The sequence below is a fragment of the Chromobacterium violaceum ATCC 12472 genome, from assembly GCF_000007705.1.
GTDB classification, from domain to species: domain Bacteria; phylum Pseudomonadota; class Gammaproteobacteria; order Burkholderiales; family Chromobacteriaceae; genus Chromobacterium; species Chromobacterium violaceum.
Genome location: NC_005085.1, coordinates 3,222,571 through 3,241,029 on the forward strand (window position 1 = coordinate 3,222,571; position 18,459 = coordinate 3,241,029).

Annotated in this window: 18 protein-coding genes; 10 read left to right on the forward strand and 8 right to left on the reverse strand. The window is 66.2% G+C overall.

Annotated features, from left to right (window positions below; genetic code table 11):
• Positions 1 to 256: 256 nt before the first annotated feature.
• The 4 genes from CV_RS14410 (at position 257) to CV_RS14425 (ending at position 4,258) form a co-directional block, all read left to right on the forward strand.
• Positions 257 to 1,039 (forward strand): class II glutamine amidotransferase, encoded by a 783-nt coding sequence (locus CV_RS14410; protein ID WP_011136491.1) that lies wholly within the window; start codon positions 257 to 259, stop codon positions 1,037 to 1,039.
• 57 nt (positions 1,040 to 1,096) lie between these two features.
• The gene (locus tag CV_RS14415; RefSeq protein WP_011136492.1) at positions 1,097 to 2,902 is read left to right on the forward strand and encodes a putative nucleotidyltransferase substrate binding domain-containing protein; all 1,806 of its coding nucleotides are present in this window, start codon (positions 1,097 to 1,099) and stop codon (positions 2,900 to 2,902) included.
• Positions 2,902 to 3,510 carry a 3'-5' exonuclease gene (locus CV_RS14420; RefSeq protein ID WP_011136493.1) on the forward strand — a complete coding sequence of 203 codons (609 nt, stop codon included), beginning with the start codon at positions 2,902 to 2,904 and terminating at the stop codon, positions 3,508 to 3,510. The genes CV_RS14415 and CV_RS14420 overlap by 1 nt, the downstream gene beginning before the upstream one ends.
• A gap of 262 nt (positions 3,511 to 3,772) precedes the next feature.
• Positions 3,773 to 4,258, forward strand: coding sequence for a hypothetical protein (locus CV_RS14425; RefSeq protein WP_011136494.1), 486 nt, complete (start codon positions 3,773 to 3,775; stop codon positions 4,256 to 4,258).
• Positions 4,259 to 4,460: 202 nt separating this feature from the next.
• Here CV_RS14425 and CV_RS14430 read toward each other — a convergent pair whose 3' ends face one another.
• The gene (locus tag CV_RS14430) at positions 4,461 to 5,174 is read right to left on the reverse strand and encodes a hypothetical protein (protein WP_011136495.1); all 714 of its coding nucleotides are present in this window, start codon (positions 5,172 to 5,174) and stop codon (positions 4,461 to 4,463) included.
• Positions 5,175 to 5,445: 271 nt separating this feature from the next.
• Between CV_RS14430 and CV_RS14435 the strand changes: the two genes are divergently transcribed.
• Together CV_RS14435 and CV_RS14440 are read left to right on the forward strand one after the other, a co-directional pair.
• Positions 5,446 to 5,643 carry a hypothetical protein gene (locus CV_RS14435; RefSeq protein WP_043596372.1) on the forward strand — a complete coding sequence of 66 codons (198 nt, stop codon included), beginning with the start codon at positions 5,446 to 5,448 and terminating at the stop codon, positions 5,641 to 5,643.
• Between the two features lie 116 nt (positions 5,644 to 5,759).
• Positions 5,760 to 6,425 (forward strand): DUF3313 domain-containing protein, encoded by a 666-nt coding sequence (locus CV_RS14440; RefSeq protein ID WP_043596375.1) that lies wholly within the window; start codon positions 5,760 to 5,762, stop codon positions 6,423 to 6,425.
• Position 6,426: 1 nt separating this feature from the next.
• Here CV_RS14440 and CV_RS14445 read toward each other — a convergent pair whose 3' ends face one another.
• The 3 genes from CV_RS14445 to CV_RS22260 form a co-directional block, all read right to left on the reverse strand.
• The gene (locus CV_RS14445; protein ID WP_011136498.1) at positions 6,427 to 6,927 is read right to left on the reverse strand and encodes a GNAT family N-acetyltransferase; all 501 of its coding nucleotides are present in this window, start codon (positions 6,925 to 6,927) and stop codon (positions 6,427 to 6,429) included.
• 16 nt (positions 6,928 to 6,943) lie between these two features.
• Positions 6,944 to 7,429: a GNAT family N-acetyltransferase gene (locus tag CV_RS14450; RefSeq protein WP_011136499.1), complete on the reverse strand. Its 486-nt coding sequence runs from the start codon at positions 7,427 to 7,429 to the stop codon at positions 6,944 to 6,946.
• Between the two features lie 116 nt (positions 7,430 to 7,545).
• Entirely contained in the window at positions 7,546 to 11,718 is a 4,173-nt protein-coding gene (locus CV_RS22260; RefSeq protein ID WP_011136500.1) for a PAS domain S-box protein, read from the reverse strand.
• 240 nt (positions 11,719 to 11,958) lie between these two features.
• Here CV_RS22260 and CV_RS14465 point away from each other — a divergent pair, with 240 nt between their 5' ends.
• Complete coding sequence (locus CV_RS14465; protein ID WP_011136501.1) at positions 11,959 to 12,783, forward strand: hypothetical protein; 825 nt, start codon at positions 11,959 to 11,961, stop codon at positions 12,781 to 12,783.
• On the opposite strand, the gene CV_RS14470 is transcribed toward CV_RS14465, so the two are convergent.
• Positions 12,780 to 13,322, reverse strand: coding sequence for an FMN-binding negative transcriptional regulator (locus CV_RS14470; RefSeq protein ID WP_011136502.1), 543 nt, complete (start codon positions 13,320 to 13,322; stop codon positions 12,780 to 12,782). The genes CV_RS14465 and CV_RS14470 overlap by 4 nt on opposite strands.
• Before the next feature lie 188 nt (positions 13,323 to 13,510).
• Here CV_RS14470 and CV_RS14475 point away from each other — a divergent pair, with 188 nt between their 5' ends.
• The 3 genes from CV_RS14475 to CV_RS14485 all read left to right on the forward strand — a co-directional run bounded on the left by CV_RS14475 (position 13,511) and on the right by CV_RS14485 (position 16,568).
• On the forward strand, positions 13,511 to 14,530 hold the full coding sequence (locus CV_RS14475) for a LacI family DNA-binding transcriptional regulator (RefSeq protein WP_011136503.1): 1,020 nt from the start codon (positions 13,511 to 13,513) through the stop codon (positions 14,528 to 14,530).
• A gap of 184 nt (positions 14,531 to 14,714) precedes the next feature.
• Complete coding sequence (locus tag CV_RS14480) at positions 14,715 to 15,215, forward strand: gluconokinase (RefSeq protein ID WP_043596380.1); 501 nt, start codon at positions 14,715 to 14,717, stop codon at positions 15,213 to 15,215.
• A 45-nt stretch (positions 15,216 to 15,260) separates the two neighbouring features.
• Entirely contained in the window at positions 15,261 to 16,568 is a 1,308-nt protein-coding gene (locus tag CV_RS14485) for an MFS transporter (protein WP_011136505.1), read from the forward strand.
• A 33-nt stretch (positions 16,569 to 16,601) separates the two neighbouring features.
• On the opposite strand, the gene CV_RS14490 is transcribed toward CV_RS14485, so the two are convergent.
• From CV_RS14490 to CV_RS14500, 3 genes are all read right to left on the reverse strand, one after another.
• Positions 16,602 to 17,246, reverse strand: a complete 645-nt coding sequence (locus CV_RS14490) for a nucleotidyltransferase domain-containing protein (protein ID WP_011136506.1) — start codon at positions 17,244 to 17,246, stop codon at positions 16,602 to 16,604.
• Between the two features lie 138 nt (positions 17,247 to 17,384).
• Positions 17,385 to 17,834: a dihydroneopterin triphosphate diphosphatase gene (nudB, locus tag CV_RS14495; protein WP_011136507.1), complete on the reverse strand. Its 450-nt coding sequence runs from the start codon at positions 17,832 to 17,834 to the stop codon at positions 17,385 to 17,387.
• On the reverse strand, positions 17,835 to 18,455 hold the full coding sequence (locus CV_RS14500) for a response regulator transcription factor (RefSeq protein ID WP_011136508.1): 621 nt from the start codon (positions 18,453 to 18,455) through the stop codon (positions 17,835 to 17,837).
• Between the last annotated feature and the right edge of the window lie 4 nt (positions 18,456 to 18,459).

An 18,459-nucleotide genomic window follows, 5' to 3' on the forward strand; every position in this document is an offset into this window, starting at 1 on the left:
GAAAAGCGCTGCGATGCTAAGCCAACGCATTGGGCTCACCCGCACGGCATCCATCCAATTGATAATACATTATTATTTGTGAATTAAAATAAATATTAAAATAACCTTGCATGACGCCCCGCATGGACATACTCCGCAGCCGGTAGGGAAAAACCGCGATTGCCCGCCGCCGCCAGATCGCCTAAGCTCAGCTACAAGACCATCCCGGCAGCAGGCCGGAGCCGCGCAACCCGTTTCGAGAAGTGGAATCAAGCCGATGTGCCAGCTGCTGGGCATGAATTGCAACACCCCTACCGACATTCTGTTTTCCTTCGAAGGCTTCCACCGCCGCGGAGGCCTCACCGACCACCATGCCGACGGCTGGGGCATCGCCTTCTTCGAAGACAAGGGTTGTCGCGTCTTCCTCGACGACAAGCCGTCGGTGGAGTCGCCGGTCGCCGACCTGGTGCGGCGCTACCCGATCAAGTCCGAGAACGTCATCGCCCACATCCGCAAGGCGACGCAGGGCGAGGTCAATCTGGCCAACACCCACCCGTTCATGCGCGAGATGTGGGGCCAGTACTGGATCTTCGCCCACAACGGCAATCTGGAGAGCTTCCATCCCGAAGCCGGCGAACACTACCGCGCGGTCGGCACCACCGATTCCGAGCGCGCGTTCTGCCACCTGCTGGAAAAGCTGCGCGCCAAATGGGCGGAGCCGCCGGAAGCGGAAGCGCTGTTCGAGGAGGTGGCCAGGCTGGCCGCCGAGATCAGCGCCCGCGGCGTGTTCAACTTCATGTTGAGCAACGGCGAGGCGCTGTTCGTCCATTGCTCGACCCATCTGCACTACATCATCCGCCGCGCGCCGTTCAACACCGCCCACTTGGTGGACGACGACGTCAGCGTGGACTTCTCCACCGTCACCACGCCGCGCGACCAGGTGGCGATGATCGCCACCCAGCCGCTGACCGACAACGAGGCCTGGACCGCGCTCTCCCCTGGCGAACTGATCCTGTTCCGCGACGGCGCGCCGCTGCTGTCGCGCAAGCCGGCAGCCTGACACCGGAACGGCGATAGGCGTTATGCTGACGGGAACCGCCTTCAGCACGGATACGCCATGAGCCGTTTCGACCTCAGCCAGCCGCCGTTCGACAACCTCACGCCCGCCGAGCGCGACGCGCTGGAGGCCCGCGCCGACATCGTCTACTTTCCCGACGACGCGCAGATCATCGGGCCCGGCCAGCCGATCGACGCGCTTTACATGGTGATCAAGGGCGTGGTGCGCGAGCTTGCCGACGATGAAACGCTGGGCCGCTGCCACGTCCGCGACGTTTTCGACGCCCGCGCGCTGGTGGCCGGCCGCGCCTCCAGCCGCTTCGTCGCCGAAGAGGAGGCGCTGCTGCTGGCGCTGCCGCGCGAGGCGGTGCTGGCGCTGACCGGCAGCAATCCCCGCTTCGGCGCCTATTTCTACGCCGGCGTCGCCGAGAAGATGGGCCTGCTCGCCCAGCGCGCGGGCGCCCGGGAGCTGCAAACCCTGCTGTCCGCCACCGTCCGCGACGTCGGCTGCCGCCAGCCGGTTTTCGTCGACGCCTCCGACAGCATCCGCGACGCGGCCCGCGCGATGAAGGAACAGCGCAGCAAGTCGGTGCTGGTGCGCGGAGACGGAAAGCTGGGCATCTTCACCACCACCGACTGCCGCGACGTGATCCTGGACGGCGTGGACAGCGCGGAAGCGGTGGGCCGGCACTGCAGCTACCAATTGCTGTGCGTGGAGCGGGACGATTTCCTGTTCAACGCGCTGCTGCTGATGACCCAGCGCAATCTGCGCCGCCTGGTGGTGACCGAGAACGGCGAGGCGGTGGGCATCCTGGCCCAGGTGGACGTGCTGTCCTATTTTTCCAACCACTCGCACCTGATCGCGCAGCGGCTGGATCGCGCCGCCGATCTGGACGAACTGGCCGCCGTGGCCGGCCAGATCGACCGGCTGGTCCGCATCCTGTCGGGCCACGGCGTGCGCCCGCAGCAGCTCGGCCGGCTGGTGCAAGCGCTGAATGCCCGGTTGTTCGCGCGCGCCTGGCGCATGATCGCGCCGTCTCGGCTGGCCGAAACCAGCTGCCTGCTGGTGATGGGATCGGAAGGCCGCGGCGAGCAGATACTGAAGACCGACCAGGACAACGCGTTGCTGCTGCCCGACGGGGAAGACTTCCCCGAGGCCGCGGCCTGCTGCGAGGCTTTCTCCGCCGCCCTCTCCCGCTTCGGCTATCCGCCCTGCCCCGGCGGCGTGATGGTCAGCAACCCGCATTGGCGCCTGACCCGCTCGGAAATGCGCGATCGCATCCACCACTGGCTGACCCGTCCCGACGGCGAGGGCATGATGCGGCTGGCGATTTTCTGCGACGCGGAGTCCGTCTGCGGCGACGCCTCCCTGCTGGCGGATTGCCGCGGCTACCTGCAGGCGAAGCTGCAGGACGACGCGGGCTTTTTCTCCCGCTTCGCCCGCGCCGTCGAGCAATTCGATACGCCGCTGGGGCCGTTCTCGCGCCTGCGGACCCGGGAGCGGGACGGACGGGAGCTGCTGGATCTGAAAAAAGGCGGCATTTTCCCGCTGGTGCACGGGCTGCGGGCGCTGGCGCTGGAAAACGGCATCGCCGCTCCGTCCAGCGCGGATCGCGCCCGGCTGCTCGCCGCCGCAGGCAAGCTGGAAGCCGGGCTCGCCGACGACATCCAGGAAGCGCTGGCCTTCCTGTCCCAGCTCCGGCTGGAGCATGGCCTGAGGCGGCTGGATGCCGGCCAGTCGCCCGATAACCTGATCGAGCCGGAAGCGCTGTCCACGCTGGAGCGCGATCTGCTCAAGGACGCGCTGGCGGTGGCAAAGCGCTTCAAGACCCAGTTGCGCCATCATTACCGGCTGGGGAGCTTCTGATGCTGGCGCGGCTGCGGCGGCGCTGGCTGCTGGCGAGGCTGCGCGACCCGGCATGGGCCGGCCTGCTGGACGAGCACCCCGGCGAAGTGGTGAGCCTGGATTGCGAAACCACCAGCCTGAACGTCAGCGAAGCCGAGCTGCTGTCGGTAGGCGCGGTGAAGCTGCGCGGCGACCGCATCCTGCACAGCGAAGCGCTGTACCTGCTGGTCAAGCCGGACAGCGTCCCCAGCGCCGGCAACATCGCCGTGCACGGGCTGCGGCGCCGGGACCTGGCCGAGGGTCTGCCAGCCCGAGAGGCGGTCTCGCGGCTGCTGGCCTTCATCGGCGGCCGCCCGCTGCTGGGCTACTACCTGGAATACGACGTCGCCGTGCTGAACAAGTATGTGAAGCCCTGGCTAGGGATAGGCCTGCCGCAACGGCAGATCGAGCTCTCCGCCCGTTACTACGACTACCGCTTCCGCCAGCGCCCCGACTCCCACATCGACCTCAGCCTGGACGCGCTGCACCGGGAACTGGGCGTGCCCGCGCTGCCGCGCCATGACGCGCTCAACGATGCGCTGAGCGCGGCGATGTTGTACCAGGCGCTGCGCCGCCGCGGCTTCGGATAAGGCCGCAACATCTGTAAACATCTTTCCCTTCAGGCTGCGCCGCCCTGGCATGCCGCTTGCTGAACCCGATGCCGGCAAGCCATTGTTTCTGATAAAAAAACCGGAAACCCCGCGATTCCGTCGACGACAACGGCAAGCATTGAACGGCAAGGCGGCAACAATTGCCGGCCGGATGGGAGCCTGGCTCCAGCCGGCTGCCGCCAAGGACCGCAGCGGATCCGTGAAACGCTGCCCGGCAACATCGTTTTCAAGGAGAGGCACCATGTCCATCAGCAACACCGATACCTCGAACGCCTATTGGCAACAGCTGCATTCGATGCATCAGCAGCGCCGCCAGGAGTTCAGCAAGCTGACCCAGTCGGTCCAGCAGGGCGACATCGCCGGCGCGCAGCAGGCGCTGGCCGCTTTGCAGCAGCTGAAAGGAAGCGCCGGCTCCGGCAGCGACCCCGATTTCAGCGCCATGCTGAACCATGCCGTCAACGCGGCCTCCGCCAGCTCGAGCGACCCCTACGCCGCGTTGAACGACGCCCAGACAACTTCCGGCTCCTCCAGCAGCGTGTCTTCTCTGCTGAATGCCTTGGGACAGGATTTGCAAGCCGGCAATCTGAGCCAGGCCCAGCAAGCTTTCCAGCAACTGCAGCAGGGCCTGCAGCAAGCCGACGCCAGCCAAGCGGCCGCCATCACCTCCATCATCACCATGGCGGCCAGCAGCAGAGCGGCCAGACCGACAGCCTGGCCAGCCTGCTGAACGCCGTCAACGGCAACGGCGCCGCCTCCGGCAGCAGCGCCCTCTCTTCCCTCAACCAACAGCAAACCCAGGCAGCGCTCAGCCTGTTCCAGGCCAATGCCAGCAACAACGACATCTCCAGCCTGCTGATGTCCTTGTCGGTGTGAGCCCACGCGCGGCGGGCGGCACGTCCCCGCCCGCCGCGACACGCCGATTCCGGCGCTCAATGATAGGGCGTCAGCAGACGGCGCATTTCCAGCCGGCCTTCCGGCGACTCGCAAGCCTGCCGCAGCCTGCGCATCGCATCCGCGTCGCCGGCAAGCCGGCTGGACTTGGCGACATAAATGCGCAGCGGCTGCTCATCCAGCCTCCACTCGCCCAGCGCATCCGCCGCCAGCCCCGTCTCATCCAGCACATTGCCGCAACCGGGCCGCACACAGACGGTGGCATCCAGCCTGCCCGCCGCCAGCATCCTCGCCCCCTGCTCCATGTCGCCCAGCAGCACCTTGTCGTGCCGCACCGTCCGGTCGAATGCGTCCAGCGTGTGGCTGCCTCTCAACTCGCCGATAGCAAGCCCGGAAAAGCTCTCGGCCGACGCATGCGTCCGCCCTTCCCGCTTCAGATAGACCAGCGAGACGCTAAGCGTCGCCACTTCGCAGATGGCAATGCCATAACGTTCCCGCGCCTCGGTGGGAATGCCGAGATTGATCGCGTTGACACCGCTGCGCATGCCGTCTATCACCCGCAGATACGGCCTCGCTTCGGCTTGCACCGGCACGCCGGACCACGCGGCGAGAAAACGGATGAAATCCGGGCCGACGCCCCTGTCGCTGTCGGCCACGCCCCACGGCTCCACCGCCAGCGTATAGGAATGGAAGGGCGCCGGCCCGGCAACAGCAGCCGACGCCCAAACCAGCCAAACCAACAGAGACCTCATCTTTCCCTCCCGCTTTGACGGCGGCGAGCTTGCGGCGCCTTTTATCATGCCGGATGCCCTGGCCGTCCTACTTGCCTCGCTTCCGTCAGTGTAGATCAGCCGTCGCCCCCTTCTTCTCCGCGCCGGACAGGCCGGCGCGCGATGCATGCGCACTATTTTCATCAGGATATTCATTTGCGAAAACGCAGACCAGCTTCAGAAAATGTTGCTCGCATATAAAAGCGGCGTAAAATGCAAATGCGTTCACTCTCAACCACAAAGGCGTTCGATCATGAAACCCGGTAATGCCGACAAGGACGGTCCCAGTCCGCGCAATCTATTGCAATACTGGCTGCGCAAGCGCAACGGCTCCCGCCTGAACACGCATGACAAACTGCATTTCGAACCGCTGCAGGAGGAACTGCTCCTCAACCTGATGGTGGTGGCCTGCATCCTGCTGCTGGCGCTGTACACCTACCTCAACCGTTGACCGCCGGGCCCGCCGCGCGGGCTCCCGCCCTTTGCGCGCGCCGCGCGACAAGTCTCCCGCGCCGAACTATCCTGTCAACAGCATGTCAGCGTACTGCATCCCAAACAGAGGAAACCATGATGAGATTGTCCGTACTGACGCTTTGCTGCGCCCTGGGATTGAGCCTGCCGGCCTGGGCCGACACCGCCGACAACCTGTTCACCGTGCCGCTGGACGCCTTCCAGCCCGGGAAGATGGTGCCGGGCCAGCGCGTGTACCAGAAGCCAGGGGTCGAGCTGAAGGCCTACCATTCGGTGCTGCTGGAGCCGCTGCTGTTTCTGCGCCAGTCGGAAGACGGCAGTTGGGAATTGCTGCAGGCGGGAGACGAGAACGCGATCGTCAACTATTTCCACGACCGCATGCAGGCGGAGCTGAAAGCCGCCGGCGTGCCGGAGGCGCTGCAGCCGGCGCCGGGCGTCGCCCGCATGCGAGTGGCCGTGACCGGTCTGAGCCAGGACAGGCCGGGCGTCAATGCCGCCGACCTGCTGCCGGTGAAGGCGGTGTTCAACCTGGCCCGCCTGGCCGCCGGCAAGGAGCCTTATCTGCTGAAGATAGCCAGCATGGCGCAGCTGGAGGACGCCCAGGACGGCAGCCTGCTGGCCGGCACCGTCAACCTGCGCCAGAGCGACAAGAACAAGACCAAGGAACAGCCGATGACGCTGGAGCTGGTCAAGCCGCTGATCGACGAGTGGTGCCGCCAGAGCGCGCGCCAGCTGGCCGCGCATCTAGGCAAGGCGCCGTGACTCAGAGCGCCTTGCGCATGAAGACGCTGTGCGGGTCGTCCGGGTAGTCGCCGAACGGCGGGCAGAAATCGTAGCCGGCGCGCTGGTATAGCCGAATCGCCTCGTGCTGGTGGATGCCGGTTTCCAGCATCATCGTCTCGCAGCCCCTGGCGCGCGCCTGCTCTTCCAGAAAGGACAGCAGCGCGCGCGCCGCCCCCATGCCCCGGCTCTCCGGCTTGACGAATACCCGCTTCAGCTCGCCATATTCCGCTGCGCAGCACACCGCGCCGCACCCCAGCGCCGCGCCCTCCTCTCCTCGAATCACGGCGAAAGCCACATCCGGCTTCAACAACGCCGACACATCCACCCCGTAATGGCACTCCGGCGGATACAAGGGTTTCTGGTAGGCGTCCAGCTCGTCGATCAAAGCCATCACCTCAGGCTGGTCCGGTCTCTCCAGCCGGATCGACAGGCCGGAGACCGGCCGCGGCGGGGCCGCGATCGGCCTATCCTGCGTTTGCATCTCTGCTTTCCTCGGTTCATTGATGTCCATCGCCGCCCATATCACGCCGGTATTTGACGAAGCCGCGCTTGGCGTCGCCGCGGAAACCCGCCCGCAAAAAGAAGCGATGCGCGTCTTCGCGTCCGGCGGAACTGAGCAGCATGATCTTGGAGCAGTCGCGCGCCAGGCTGCGCCGCTCGGCCTCGCGCAGCAATGCCGCGCCCAGCCCGCGGCCGCGCCAGCGCGCGTCCACCACCACATTCTCCAGCACGGCGAACGGCTGCGCGCCGTACATGACGTCTTCGCAAAAACCGAGCCAGGCGGTGCCGGCCAGCTCTGCGCCGCATGCGCATACCAGCACCTGCGCCCGCGCGCCGTCGGCCAGCGCGTCCAGGCGTTCCGGCAGCACGCGCGTGCGCGCATCGCCGGTCAGCTGGCGATACAGCGCCGTCAGCGCTTCGGCATCGGCGCCGGCAGCGAGCCGTATCTCGAGCGTATGCCCCGCATCGGTGCGCTCCATCATTTCCAGCTCCCGAAACGACAAGGCCCGCCGTATGGCGGACCCGGGTGAGGCAAAGGCCACAATCTAGCAGGAAACGGTTGAGTCGGCAGCCCCGAAAATGACGGCGGCAAATCGGATCAGGACATTTCGCCTTCCAGCTGTTGCCAGCCCTCGTCCTGCCGCCAGCGCTGGCACCAGTCCATCACCTTGTCGGCTTCCATAGGCCGGGCAATGCCGAAGCCCTGGGCATAGTGGCAGCCCAGGCTGCGCAGCAACGCGGCATGCTCCATCGTCTCCACGCCTTCGGCGATCGCCTTGCGCGCGAAAATGGAGGCCAGCTCGATCACGCCCTCGACGATGCGCCTGTCGTCCTGGCTGCCTATCATGTCGTGCACGAAACTGTTGTCTATCTTCAACGTATCCACCGGCAAGCGGCGCAGGTGGGTCAGGGACGCGTGGCCGGTGCCGAAATCGTCCAGCGCGAAATGCACGCCGAGCTCGCGGCAGCGCTGCAGCACCCGTATGGTCTGCTCGACGTCTCCGGACGCGCTCTCCACGATTTCCAGCTCCAGGTGCCAGGGCGGGACGTTCGGGTACCGCCCCAGCACGGTGGATAACTGCTGGCTGAAATCGGTGCGCAACAGGTAATTGGTGCTGACATTGGTGCTGATCTTGATGTGGAAGCCGGCCTCCGCCCAGCGCGAAACCTGGCTGAGCGCCGCATCCAGCACCCACAGCCCGAAAGCGGCCTCCAGCTCGTTGCCGGACAGGTGGGGCAGGAATTCCGCCGGCGCCAGCAGGCCGCGCCTGGGATGCCGCCAACGGATCAGCGCCTCCACGCTGATGATCTCGCCGCTCTGCAGGTCCACCACCGGCTGATAGAACAACGCGAACTCGTCATGGACCAGCGCCTGGCGCAACAACTCCAGAAATTGCCTGTGTTCCTGCGCCTTGCGGTCGTTTTCCGGGTCGAACAGCTGGTAGCGGTTCTTGCCGGCATCCTTGGCCAGGTACATCGCCTGATCGGCATGGCGCAGCAGCGTGTCGGGATCCACATTGTCCTGCGGGTACAGGCTGACGCCGATGCTGGCCGTGACGCCGACCTCGGCGTCGCCGACCGGCATCGGCCGCGATGCGGTGGCCAGCACCCGGTCCAGCACCAGCATGCACTCCTCGGGGGATCCGACTTCCGACAGCAGCACTACGAACTCGTCGCCGCCCAGGCGCGCCAGCGTGTCGTCGCCGCGCAGGATGGACTTGAGATTGTTGCTCACGGTCACCAGCAGTTGGTCGCCCACCGCATGGCCGTACTTGTCGTTGACGGCCTTGAAGCCGTCCAGGTCCAGGAAACAGACCGCGCAGGACCGGCCGCTGCGATTGGCCCGCACGATGGCCTGGCGCAGCCGGTCGGACAGCAGCCGGCGGTTGGGCACGCCCGTCAGCGGGTCATAGTGGGCGACGCGGTCGAGCTCCGCCTCGTGCTGCTTGAGCTGGGTGATGTCGGAGAAAATGCCGATGTAGTGCTGCACCTGTCCCTGCTCGTCGCGCACCACGGAAATCGACAACAGCTCGGCGTACAGCTCGCCGCTCTTGCGGCGGTTCCAGAGTTCGCCGCGCCAGAAATCATGGCCCTTGACCGAATTCCACAGCTCTTCGTAAAAACTGATGGGCTGCTTGCCGGACGCCAGCAGGCTGGGCTTCTGCCCTATCGCCTCTTCCGCGCTGTAGCCGGTGATGCGGGAGAAGGCGTTGTTGACCTTGGTGATCACGCCGTCCGGATTCACCATCAGGATGCCTTCGTAGCTGCTGTCGAACACCGCGGCGGCTTCCTTCTGCGTCTGCTCGAACACCTTGCGCTCGGTAATGTCGGTATGGGTGCCCGACATCGACAGCGGCTCGCCCCTGTCGTTCCGCTCCACCACGCGCCCGCGCGACAGGATCCAGCGCCAGTCGCCGCCGCGGGTGCGGCAGCGTATCTCCACTTCGTGGCTTTTCATTTCGCCGCTCAGGTTGCGCTGGATGGAGTCGCGGGTGCGCTCCACGTCTTCGGGATGCACATGTTCGTACCAGCTGTCCGCCGTGATGTGCATCTCGCCGGGACCGTAGCCCAGCATGCTTTCCCAGCGCGGACTGACCTGGAAGCGGTTGGTTTCCAGGTTCCAGTCCCAGAAGCCCTGATCGGAGCCCGCGATCACCCGCGCCAGCTGGCGCTCGCGGTCGCGCAGCTCCTGTTCGGCGCGGTGCTGTTCGGTCAAATCGCGGCCGAAAGCGATATAGCGGCCGTCCTTCATTTTGCCGGAAGTCAGATCGACGCTGACGGTGCCGCTCTTTTTCAGCCTCAGCTTCCACTCGGACCGCAGGAAAGCGCCGTTGTTGATCTTGGCCAGATGTTCGGCCAAGAGCCCCAGGCATTCCGGCGCCACCAGGTCGTGGATGTGCATTTCGCGCAAATCGTCCAGGCTATGCCCGGTCAGACGGCAGGCTGCGGGATTGGCGAAAATGAAGTAGCCGTCCACGTCGGTGACCCAGATCGCGTCGCCCGCCTCGTTCAGCACCAGGCGCAGATCTTCGTCGGCTCGCTTGCGCTCGGTGATGTCGGACAGGTTGCCGACCAGCCTCACCGCGGCGCCGCGCTCGTCCCACTCCACCGCGCGGCCGCGCGCCTGCAGCCAGCGCACGCCTTCATCCTGCCGGGCCAGGCGGAAGTCGATCTCGATGCGCGGGGTCTTCCCGCGGCGGTGCGCCTCTATCGCCTGCAGCACATAAGGCAGGTCGGCCGGATGCACCATCTGGCGGAAAAAGCGAAAATCGCCGCTGTCATCTTCGGGCTGGGTGCCTGTCACCTCGTAATAGCGGGAAGAGCGGTACACCTTGCCGCTGCGCAAATCCCAATCCCAGAAACCGTCGCTGGTGGCTTCCGCCACCAGTTGCAGGCGGGATTCGCTGGCTTTGACCTGCATCGCCATCCGCTTGCGCTCGGTGATGTCCTGCATGGTGCCGTACAGGCTGACGATGGCTCCCTCCTCGTCTCGCCTGGCTTCGCCCCGCATCGTCAGCCAACGGCTTTCGCCGTCGGCCCGCAGCAGCTCCACGTCGCATTCGTACCCCATGCCCACCAGCTTGCAGCGCTCCACCGCCTCCGACAACTGCGCCCAGCCGTCCGCGTCGAAATAGCGCCGCATCGCCGGATAGCCGGGCGGCCCGGATTTCTCGGTCAGGCCGAACAGGCGGTAGGCTTCGGGAGACCAACTCTGGCGGTCGTCGACCAGATCCCAGCTCCAGCTGCCTATGCCGGCCAGCTGCTGCGCCTGCTGCAACATCGCTTCGCTGTCGCGCAGCTGGTTCTCGGCCTGCTTCTGGCGGGTAATGTCGCGGGAGATGCCGAACAGGCCGCCCAGCAGCCCTTCGTGGTTGTAGACTGGCCCCTTGGTCACCAGAAACACCATGCGCTCGCCGTTTTGCAGCGCCAGATGCTCCTCATGGGTCTGCACCCTGCCGCTCTGCATGATCAAGCGATCCTGGATGATCAGCTCGCGGGCGGTCTCTTCGTCGAATACGTCCCTGTCGTCCTTACCGATCACCTCCCCGCTCGTCTTGCCGACAAAGGCCAGCGCCGCCTGGTTGACCAGCAGGTAGCGCCCCTGGACATCCTTGACGAACACCGCGTCCGAAGTGCTGGACACCACGGCGTCCAGCAGGGCGCGGTGCAAGGCGACCCGCTCCAGCGCCTGGCGCAGCATTTCGCATAACAGGCTCACCGCCAAGCCGTTCAAGGCCAGGAACAGCAACTGCACCTTGCTGTGCCACGGCGTCTGCGCGGCATGCAGGTGGGGCTCGACCATCAGGTCGACGGCCAGCACCGACAGCACGGTCGCCAGCAGGCCGGGGCCGATGCCCCCCATGCAGGCGCCGAGGATAATGGGGAGCATGAACAGGATCAGCATCGGATGCGCGCCCAGTTCCGGCCCCATCAGGAACTGCCGCAGCGCCAGGGCGCCGGCCACCAGCGCCAGCACCGCCGGATAGGCGAGCCAGTTGGTCCAGCGCTCGGACCGCATGCCATTGGCCAGATTGCCCAGCCAGGCCAGCTGGGCGCCGCCTTCGCGCGACGGCACCGCCCTCAGCGCCAGCAGCAGCAGGATGGAAGTGACAAGGACGAAGAAAACCCCCTTGGCGATGGAAAGGGGAACCACTCGGGATGCATCCAGCCCCGCCAGCAGCTGGTCGGAGAAAAAGATCCAGGCCAGCGCGAACAGCGCATAGCTCGACACCGCCAGCAGAATGAATCTGTTCCGCGGGTTGCTTGCCATAAATGCCCCCTGGGCCCGGCGATGGCCGGGTCTGTCGTCTTCCGCGCCGCGTTGTCGGCGGAGCCATGTCGCAAAACCGATTTCACGAGCGCCGATGCCGACCGTTTCATCTGGCCCTGCTCAATACAGGTATAGCACCCGTCCCGGCCCACGCCGTTGCCGGAAGGCAAACAGGCGCTCAAATTATCCTAGTCTGGACTATGCTGATCCAAGAATCGTTGTCTCGCGAGGAAAACGGGGATGGAGTTTCTGTTCGATCTGGATGATCCCCTGCAGTGTCTGGAACATATCTACCAGTATCTCAACCCGCTGGTGGTGTCCTTTCATCCGAAGAAAAGCGCGGGCCGGACCGGTCCCTGTTTCGGCAACGGCCTGCTGTTGGGCTATCGCGGCGAAAAATTCATCGTCACGACGGAGGCCATTCTATCCGCCATTTGCGTCAATCACGGCCAGAATGTGATGGCCTGCAGCGGCCAGTCGCAGCTCCCGCTGGCGCAGCTGCGTTGCGCCAGTCCCCAGCACCTGGACCTGGCTGCCTTCCACCTGCCGGCCGACTGGCTGGCGCGCCACCCGGTGGAGCGCTGCTTCGAACTGGATTACGGCGCGCTGCCGGATCCGATGGCCAGCGCATTCACGCTGCTCCTGGGGCATCCAATCAGCAATGGTCGGCCGGCCGGCCAGCTCAACGCCCCCATAGGCGTGGTGTCGCGTCCCTATCAGAGCCATGTCCACCGCAACCAGGTGGTACAGCCGCTGTTCGTCGAATTCGACAGCCGCGACATCCTCAGCCGCAGCAGGCTGGACAAATCGACCTTGCAGGCCTTCTACCAATTGGGCGGCGCGCCGGCGATCAGCCTGTACCATTCGTTCCAGCAGGACTGCAACCGCCTGACCGCCTATCTGCAAGGGCTGGTGGTGGAGTGGGATCACGCCCGCATCGGCGCCACCGCCACCTCGACCGAACTGCTTCCCGGCTTTCTGGACAATTTTCTGCAGCGGCTGCGGCAGGACGGCGAGGATCAAGCGCCGGAATTGGCGGAGCTGCTCGCCCGCTTCCGGCACTAGCGGCCGGCCATCTCGCCGGCCAGCCACACGGCGCGCGCATCGCCGCCTGCCAGACCGTTCCTCACGCTCTGCCGGGTCGCCTCATCCTGGTTCTGGCTGAGCTTGTATTTGCCCTCCAGCCGGCCGACCGTCAGCTCGACGCCGACGATGGCGCGCAGCATCTTGTCCAGGTAATCCGCCGGCGCGTCGGCCACGCGCCAGGGTTGCGGAAACGAGGCTTCGCGCTCGCCGGTCAGCGCGTCCAGCAGGGTCCGCAGCCAGGCCGGGTCGTCCACCGCCCGCAATGTCCCCCTGGCATGCGCCACCATGTAGTTCCAAGTAGGCACCACCCGGCCGTGCTCTGCTTTGGCCGGGTACCAGGAGGGGCTGATGTAGGCGTCGTCGCCCTGAAACACGGCGAGCGCCTCCGGCTCCGCCTGCAGCAGCTGCCACAAGGGATTGGCCCGCGCCACATGGCCTCTGAGCTTGAGTTCGCCCGCCTCCTCGACAGCCAGCAGCGGCAGGTGGTTGGCCAGCGGCCCCGTCTCGCCGTTGATCACCAGGGTGGCCAGCGGCCCCGCATCAGGCGCAACAGGACGGCGGGATCGGCCTCGACGAAATGGCTGGGCTGGTACATGATGAGTTCCCCGGGAAAAATCACGACCTTACAAGCAGACGTCATCGCGCGGCAAGCGATTGCCCCGCGATATAATGACAAGTGTATTGCCAATCCATTTCAGAGAAGCACATGTCCAGAAAACCGCGCGTCCGCTCCGGCAGCGGCGTCACCATGCACGACGTGGCCAAGGCGGCCGGCGTCAGCGCCATCACCGTGTCCCGGGTGCTGAACCAACCCCAGCAGGTGTCCGAGCAGCTGCGCGAAAAAGTGATGCAAGCCGTGGACGCGCTGGCCTACGTGCCCAGCCGCTCCGCCAGCACGCTGGCCTCGGCCAAGTCGCGGACGGTGCTGGTGCTGATCCCCTCGCTGGCCAACACCGTGTTCCTGGAAACGCTGACCGGCATCGAAACGGTGCTGGACGCCGCCGGCTACCAGATGCTGATCGGCAACAGCCATTACGACGCAGGCCAGGAGCTGCAGTTGCTGCGCGCCTATCTGCAGCACCGGCCGGATGGCGTCCTGATCACCGGCCTCAGCCACGCGGAGCCGTTCGAACGCATCCTGAGCCAGCACGCGCTGCCGGTGGTCTACATGATGGACCTGGCCGACGACGGCCGCTGCTGCGTGGGGTTTTCGCAGGAGGATGCCGGCGCCGCCATCACCCGCCACCTGCTGTCGCGCGGCAAGCGCCGCATCGGCTTTCTCGGCGCGCAGCTGGACGAGCGGGTGATGAAGCGCCTGGACGGCTACCGCGCGGCGCTGGACGCGGCCGACTGCCGCGACGCCGGGCTGGAATGGCTGGACCCGCAGCCGTCCAGCATGCAGATGGGCGCGGACATGCTGGACCGCGCGCTGGCGGAGCGGCCGGACTGCGACGCGCTGTTCTGCTGCAACGACGACCTGGCGATCGGCGCGCTGGCGCGCAGCCAGCAGCTGGGCATCGCCGTGCCGGAGCGGCTGGCCATCGCCGGCTTCAACGACCTGCAGCCCGCCGCATGGTGCACCCCGCCCCTGACCACGGTGGCCACGCCGCGGCGCGACATCGGCGTCCACGCCGCCAAAGCGCTGTTGCAGCTGATAGATGGCGAGGAGCCGGCGTCCCGCCGCGCCGATCTGGGCTTCCGGCTGATGTTGCGCCGCAGCAGCTGAAAGCCGGCGCCGAAGCCGCTTTGGCCATCATTGCAAGATTGTTGCGATACCACTACAGCATGGTCCGGACAATCGATGAAACTTGATCCAACTGCTTGTTTCCCGATTTTTGTTAGCGCTAACATCATTGCCATCCAGCCGGCCCGCGCCGGCTATCCTTTCACTTGCAAATGTTAGCGCTAACATGAAATACGGCAATATCGTGGTGATGGGCGTGGCCGGCTGCGGCAAAAGCAGCGTGGGCCGCCTGCTGGCCGAGGCCATCGGCGCCCGCTTCATCGAAGGCGACAGTTTCCACCCTCCCGAGAACATCCAACGCATGCGCGCCGGCATTCCGCTGGGCGACGACGACCGCGCCGGCTGGCTGGCCAACCTGGCAGCCCAGCTGCGCCAGGGCCGCGACAGCGGCGAACCGCTGGTGCTGGCCTGCTCGGCGCTGAAGCGCCGCTACCGCGACGTGCTGCGCGACGGCGACCCCGGCCTGCGCTTCGTCCACCTGTACGGCGACAAGGCGTTGATCGCCGAGCGCATGCGCGAGCGCAGCGGCCACTTCATGCCGGAAAGCCTGCTGGACAGCCAGTTCCGCGACCTGGAAGCCCCCGGCGCCGATGAAAGCGCGATTCCCTGCGACGTCAGCCTGCCGCCCGAGGCGCTGTTGCCGCGCATCCTGGCCGAGCTGGGCTAGCCCCGAAGATTCAACGCAAAGGCAGTAAGAAAGAGGAGAACAACAATGCACGCCCCATCCCCGCAACACAACAAGATTCCCGCCCGTCGCTGGCGCATAGGCTGGCTGCTGGGCATCGGCATCCTGGTCAATTACTTCGACCGCATCAGCCTGTCCGTGGCCGCGCCGCAGCTGCAGCAGGAGTTCGGCCTCAGCAACGGCGAGCTGGGCCTGTTGTTCAGCGCCTTCTTCTGGAGCTATGCGCTGCTGCAGATCCCCACCGGCGTGATTCTGGACCGCTTCGGCACCACCCGCATCGGCCGGCTGGGCGCGCTGCTGTGGGGCGTGGCCGCCACGCTGACCGCCTGCGCCGGCGGCTTCGCCGGCATTTTCGCCGCCCGCATGCTGCTGGGCGTGGCCGAGGCGCCAGGCTTCCCGGTCAGCTCCAAGGCCACCGGCTACTGGTTTCCCCGCCGCGAGCGGGCGATGGCCACCGCCATCTTCGACGCCGCGGCCAAGTTCTCCAACGTGATCGGCGTGCCATTGGTGGCGCTGGCCGTGGTCCACCTGGGCTGGCGCTGGGGCTTCGGCGTATCCGCCATCCTCAGCGTGCTGTATTTCATCGCCTTCTACCTGATCTACCGCGATCCCAGCGCCGACACCAAGCTGAGCGAAGCCGAGCGCCAATACATCGTCCAGGGCGGCGCGGCCGAGGAAGGCGTCAGCCAGCAGGGATCGATGGCCATGCTGGGCTACCTGCTGCGCCAACGCAAGGTGTGGGGCCTGTCCATCGGCTTCGCCGCCTACGGCTACGTGTTCTACCTGTTCCTGACCTGGCTGCCCGGCTACCTGGTGCAGAGCATGCACATGGACATTCTCAAATCGGCATGGTTTTCCGCCATTCCGTGGATGTTCGCCACCCTGTCCGACCTGTTCGTCGGCGGCTGGCTGATCGACAAGCTGATAGAACGCGGCTACGACGAGACCAAGGTGCGCAAGGCGGTGCTGCTGTGCGGGATGGCCATGGGCATGGCGGTGTTCGGCGCCACCACCACCAGCGATCCCTACGTCGCCATCGTCTGGATCACCATCGCCCTCAGCGGCCTGGCCGCCGCCGCGCCGGTGGGCTGGTCGCTGCCGTCTCTGATCGCGCCGCGCGGCGGCACCGGCACCGTCGGCGGCATCATGAACTTCGCCAACAACATGATGGGCGCGGTCGCCCCCATCGTCACCGGCTTCATCGTCGGCGCCACCCACTCCTTCGCCAACGCCTTCCTGGTGGCGGGATTCATGCTGGTGATCGGCATCCTAGCCTTCGTGTTCCTGCTGGGCCGCATCGAGCCACTGCCCGAGCCCGGCGTCTCCCCGGACTAGGCCGTCCCCGGCCCCGGCGCGAGCCGGGGCTTTTCACGCCATCCCGCCATCGCGCGGCGGCCCCGCCACCATGCGCACCAGTCGTTCTATGGCCTCGTACCCGGCATTCGGCTTCAATGCCTGCTCGAACGCGAGCCGGCTTGCCCCGTCATGCCGCTCCAGCCAGCGCAGCGCTTTCTTCGGCCCCTCGAACCACATGCCGCGCAAGGCGAAGTAGTCTTCCAGCAGCGCGGTCAGCAACCAGACGCGGCGATAATCGCCCTCGGCGTCTCCGCGCTGGATACGCGCCGCCATCTTGTGCGCCCAATCCCGGCGCGCCTGCGCCTCGTCTTCGGACAGCGGCTGCGGTCCGGCGGCATGGAGCGCCTCCAGTCTAGCCAGGAAACGGCTCCCCGCCTCGCCGCGTTGCCTCAGTATCGTGGCGCCCCTCAGCGCCAGGTGCGCCTCGGTCGGCGCGTCCAGCGCGCTGTCCGGATGCAGGAACAGATCCAGGTATTGGCCATCGATGCGGCGGGTGTCCCGCGTCGTCTGCGGCACGGCGCCAAAGGCGGCGATGTCGTAATCGCTGCCCTGATTGGCGCTGCCGTCGGCTCTGGAGCCGTACAACAGCACCGTGTGCAGCCGCTCGTCGCGCTCGAGCGCGGCGACGATGCGCGGCAACAGGTCGGTCAACTCCATGCGCCCTCCTCGCTGGCGATGTCTAGCGGACAAGCATACCATCGATGCCAGTTTCATAAGCAGACGGCAAGCTCAGGCTCCCGGACGCGACAAAGCCCGCCTGAGCGGGCTTTGTCCATGGATTGGCATTCCTGCGGATCAGCCGCTCAAACCCAGCTTTTCCGGCAGCATGCGCAGCGCCTCGGCGTTGGACGGCGAGAACGCCAGCGCGGCGGCCTCATGCCACGGCAGCCAGCGGTAGCCCAGATGCTCGCGCGGCGCCAGCGCCACCTCGCAGGGCTCGGGCAGCAGCAGGCCGAACACGTGCTCGTCGTTGTGGGTGACGCCTTCCGGGTAACGGTGGCGCCAGTGCTCGTAGATTTCGTAGCGGTTGACGATGTGCCAGTCGCTGAGCGCGAAGCGGGACGCGTCCAGGCCAGTCTCCTCCGCCACCTCGCGGCGGGCGGTGTCCATCAGGTCTTCGCCGCCTTCGCGGCTGCCGGTCACCGACTGCCAGTAGCCGGGCTTGTCCGCCCGCTCCATCAGCAGCGCCCGGCCATCCCGGCTGTGTATCACCACCAGCACCGACACCGGCTGCTTGCTGCCCATCTAGATCTTGCCTCCCTGCGCGCCCGGCGCGGCCAGCATGCCGGCCAGCTCCACCGCGGACTTGACGCCCATCTTCTCGAACACCCGCGAGCGGTGGACCTCCACCGTCTTCATGCTGATGCTGAGCTCTTCGGCGATCTGCTTGTTCAGCTTGCCGGCCAGGATCAGCTGCATCACCTCGCGCTCGCGCTCGGTCAGCAGCGCCAGCGCCGCCGACACCTTGCGCTGGTGGCCGTGGCGCTGGCGATTCTGCTCGTCCAGCGCCACCGCGGCGGCGGCCCGCTCCAGCAGGTGCACGTCGTCGAACGGCTTCTCGATGAAATCGAGCGCGCCCAGCTTCAGCGCCGCCACCGCGTGCGGCACGTCGCCGTGGGCGGTCAGCATGATCACCGGCGGACAGTACGGCCACTGCGCCAGCTTTTCCAGCAGCACGATGCCGCTGATGCCGGACAGCCGCAGGTCCAGAATGATGCCGTTGTACTCGGCGCCATGGCCATCGGCCAGAAAGGCCTCGCCGCTGTCGAAGCCGTCGGCCCGGTAACCCTGGCCGTCCAGCAGCCACAACAGCGACTGCCGCACCGCCTCGTCATCGTCGATGATGGCCAGCCGTTTCGCGCTCATGATA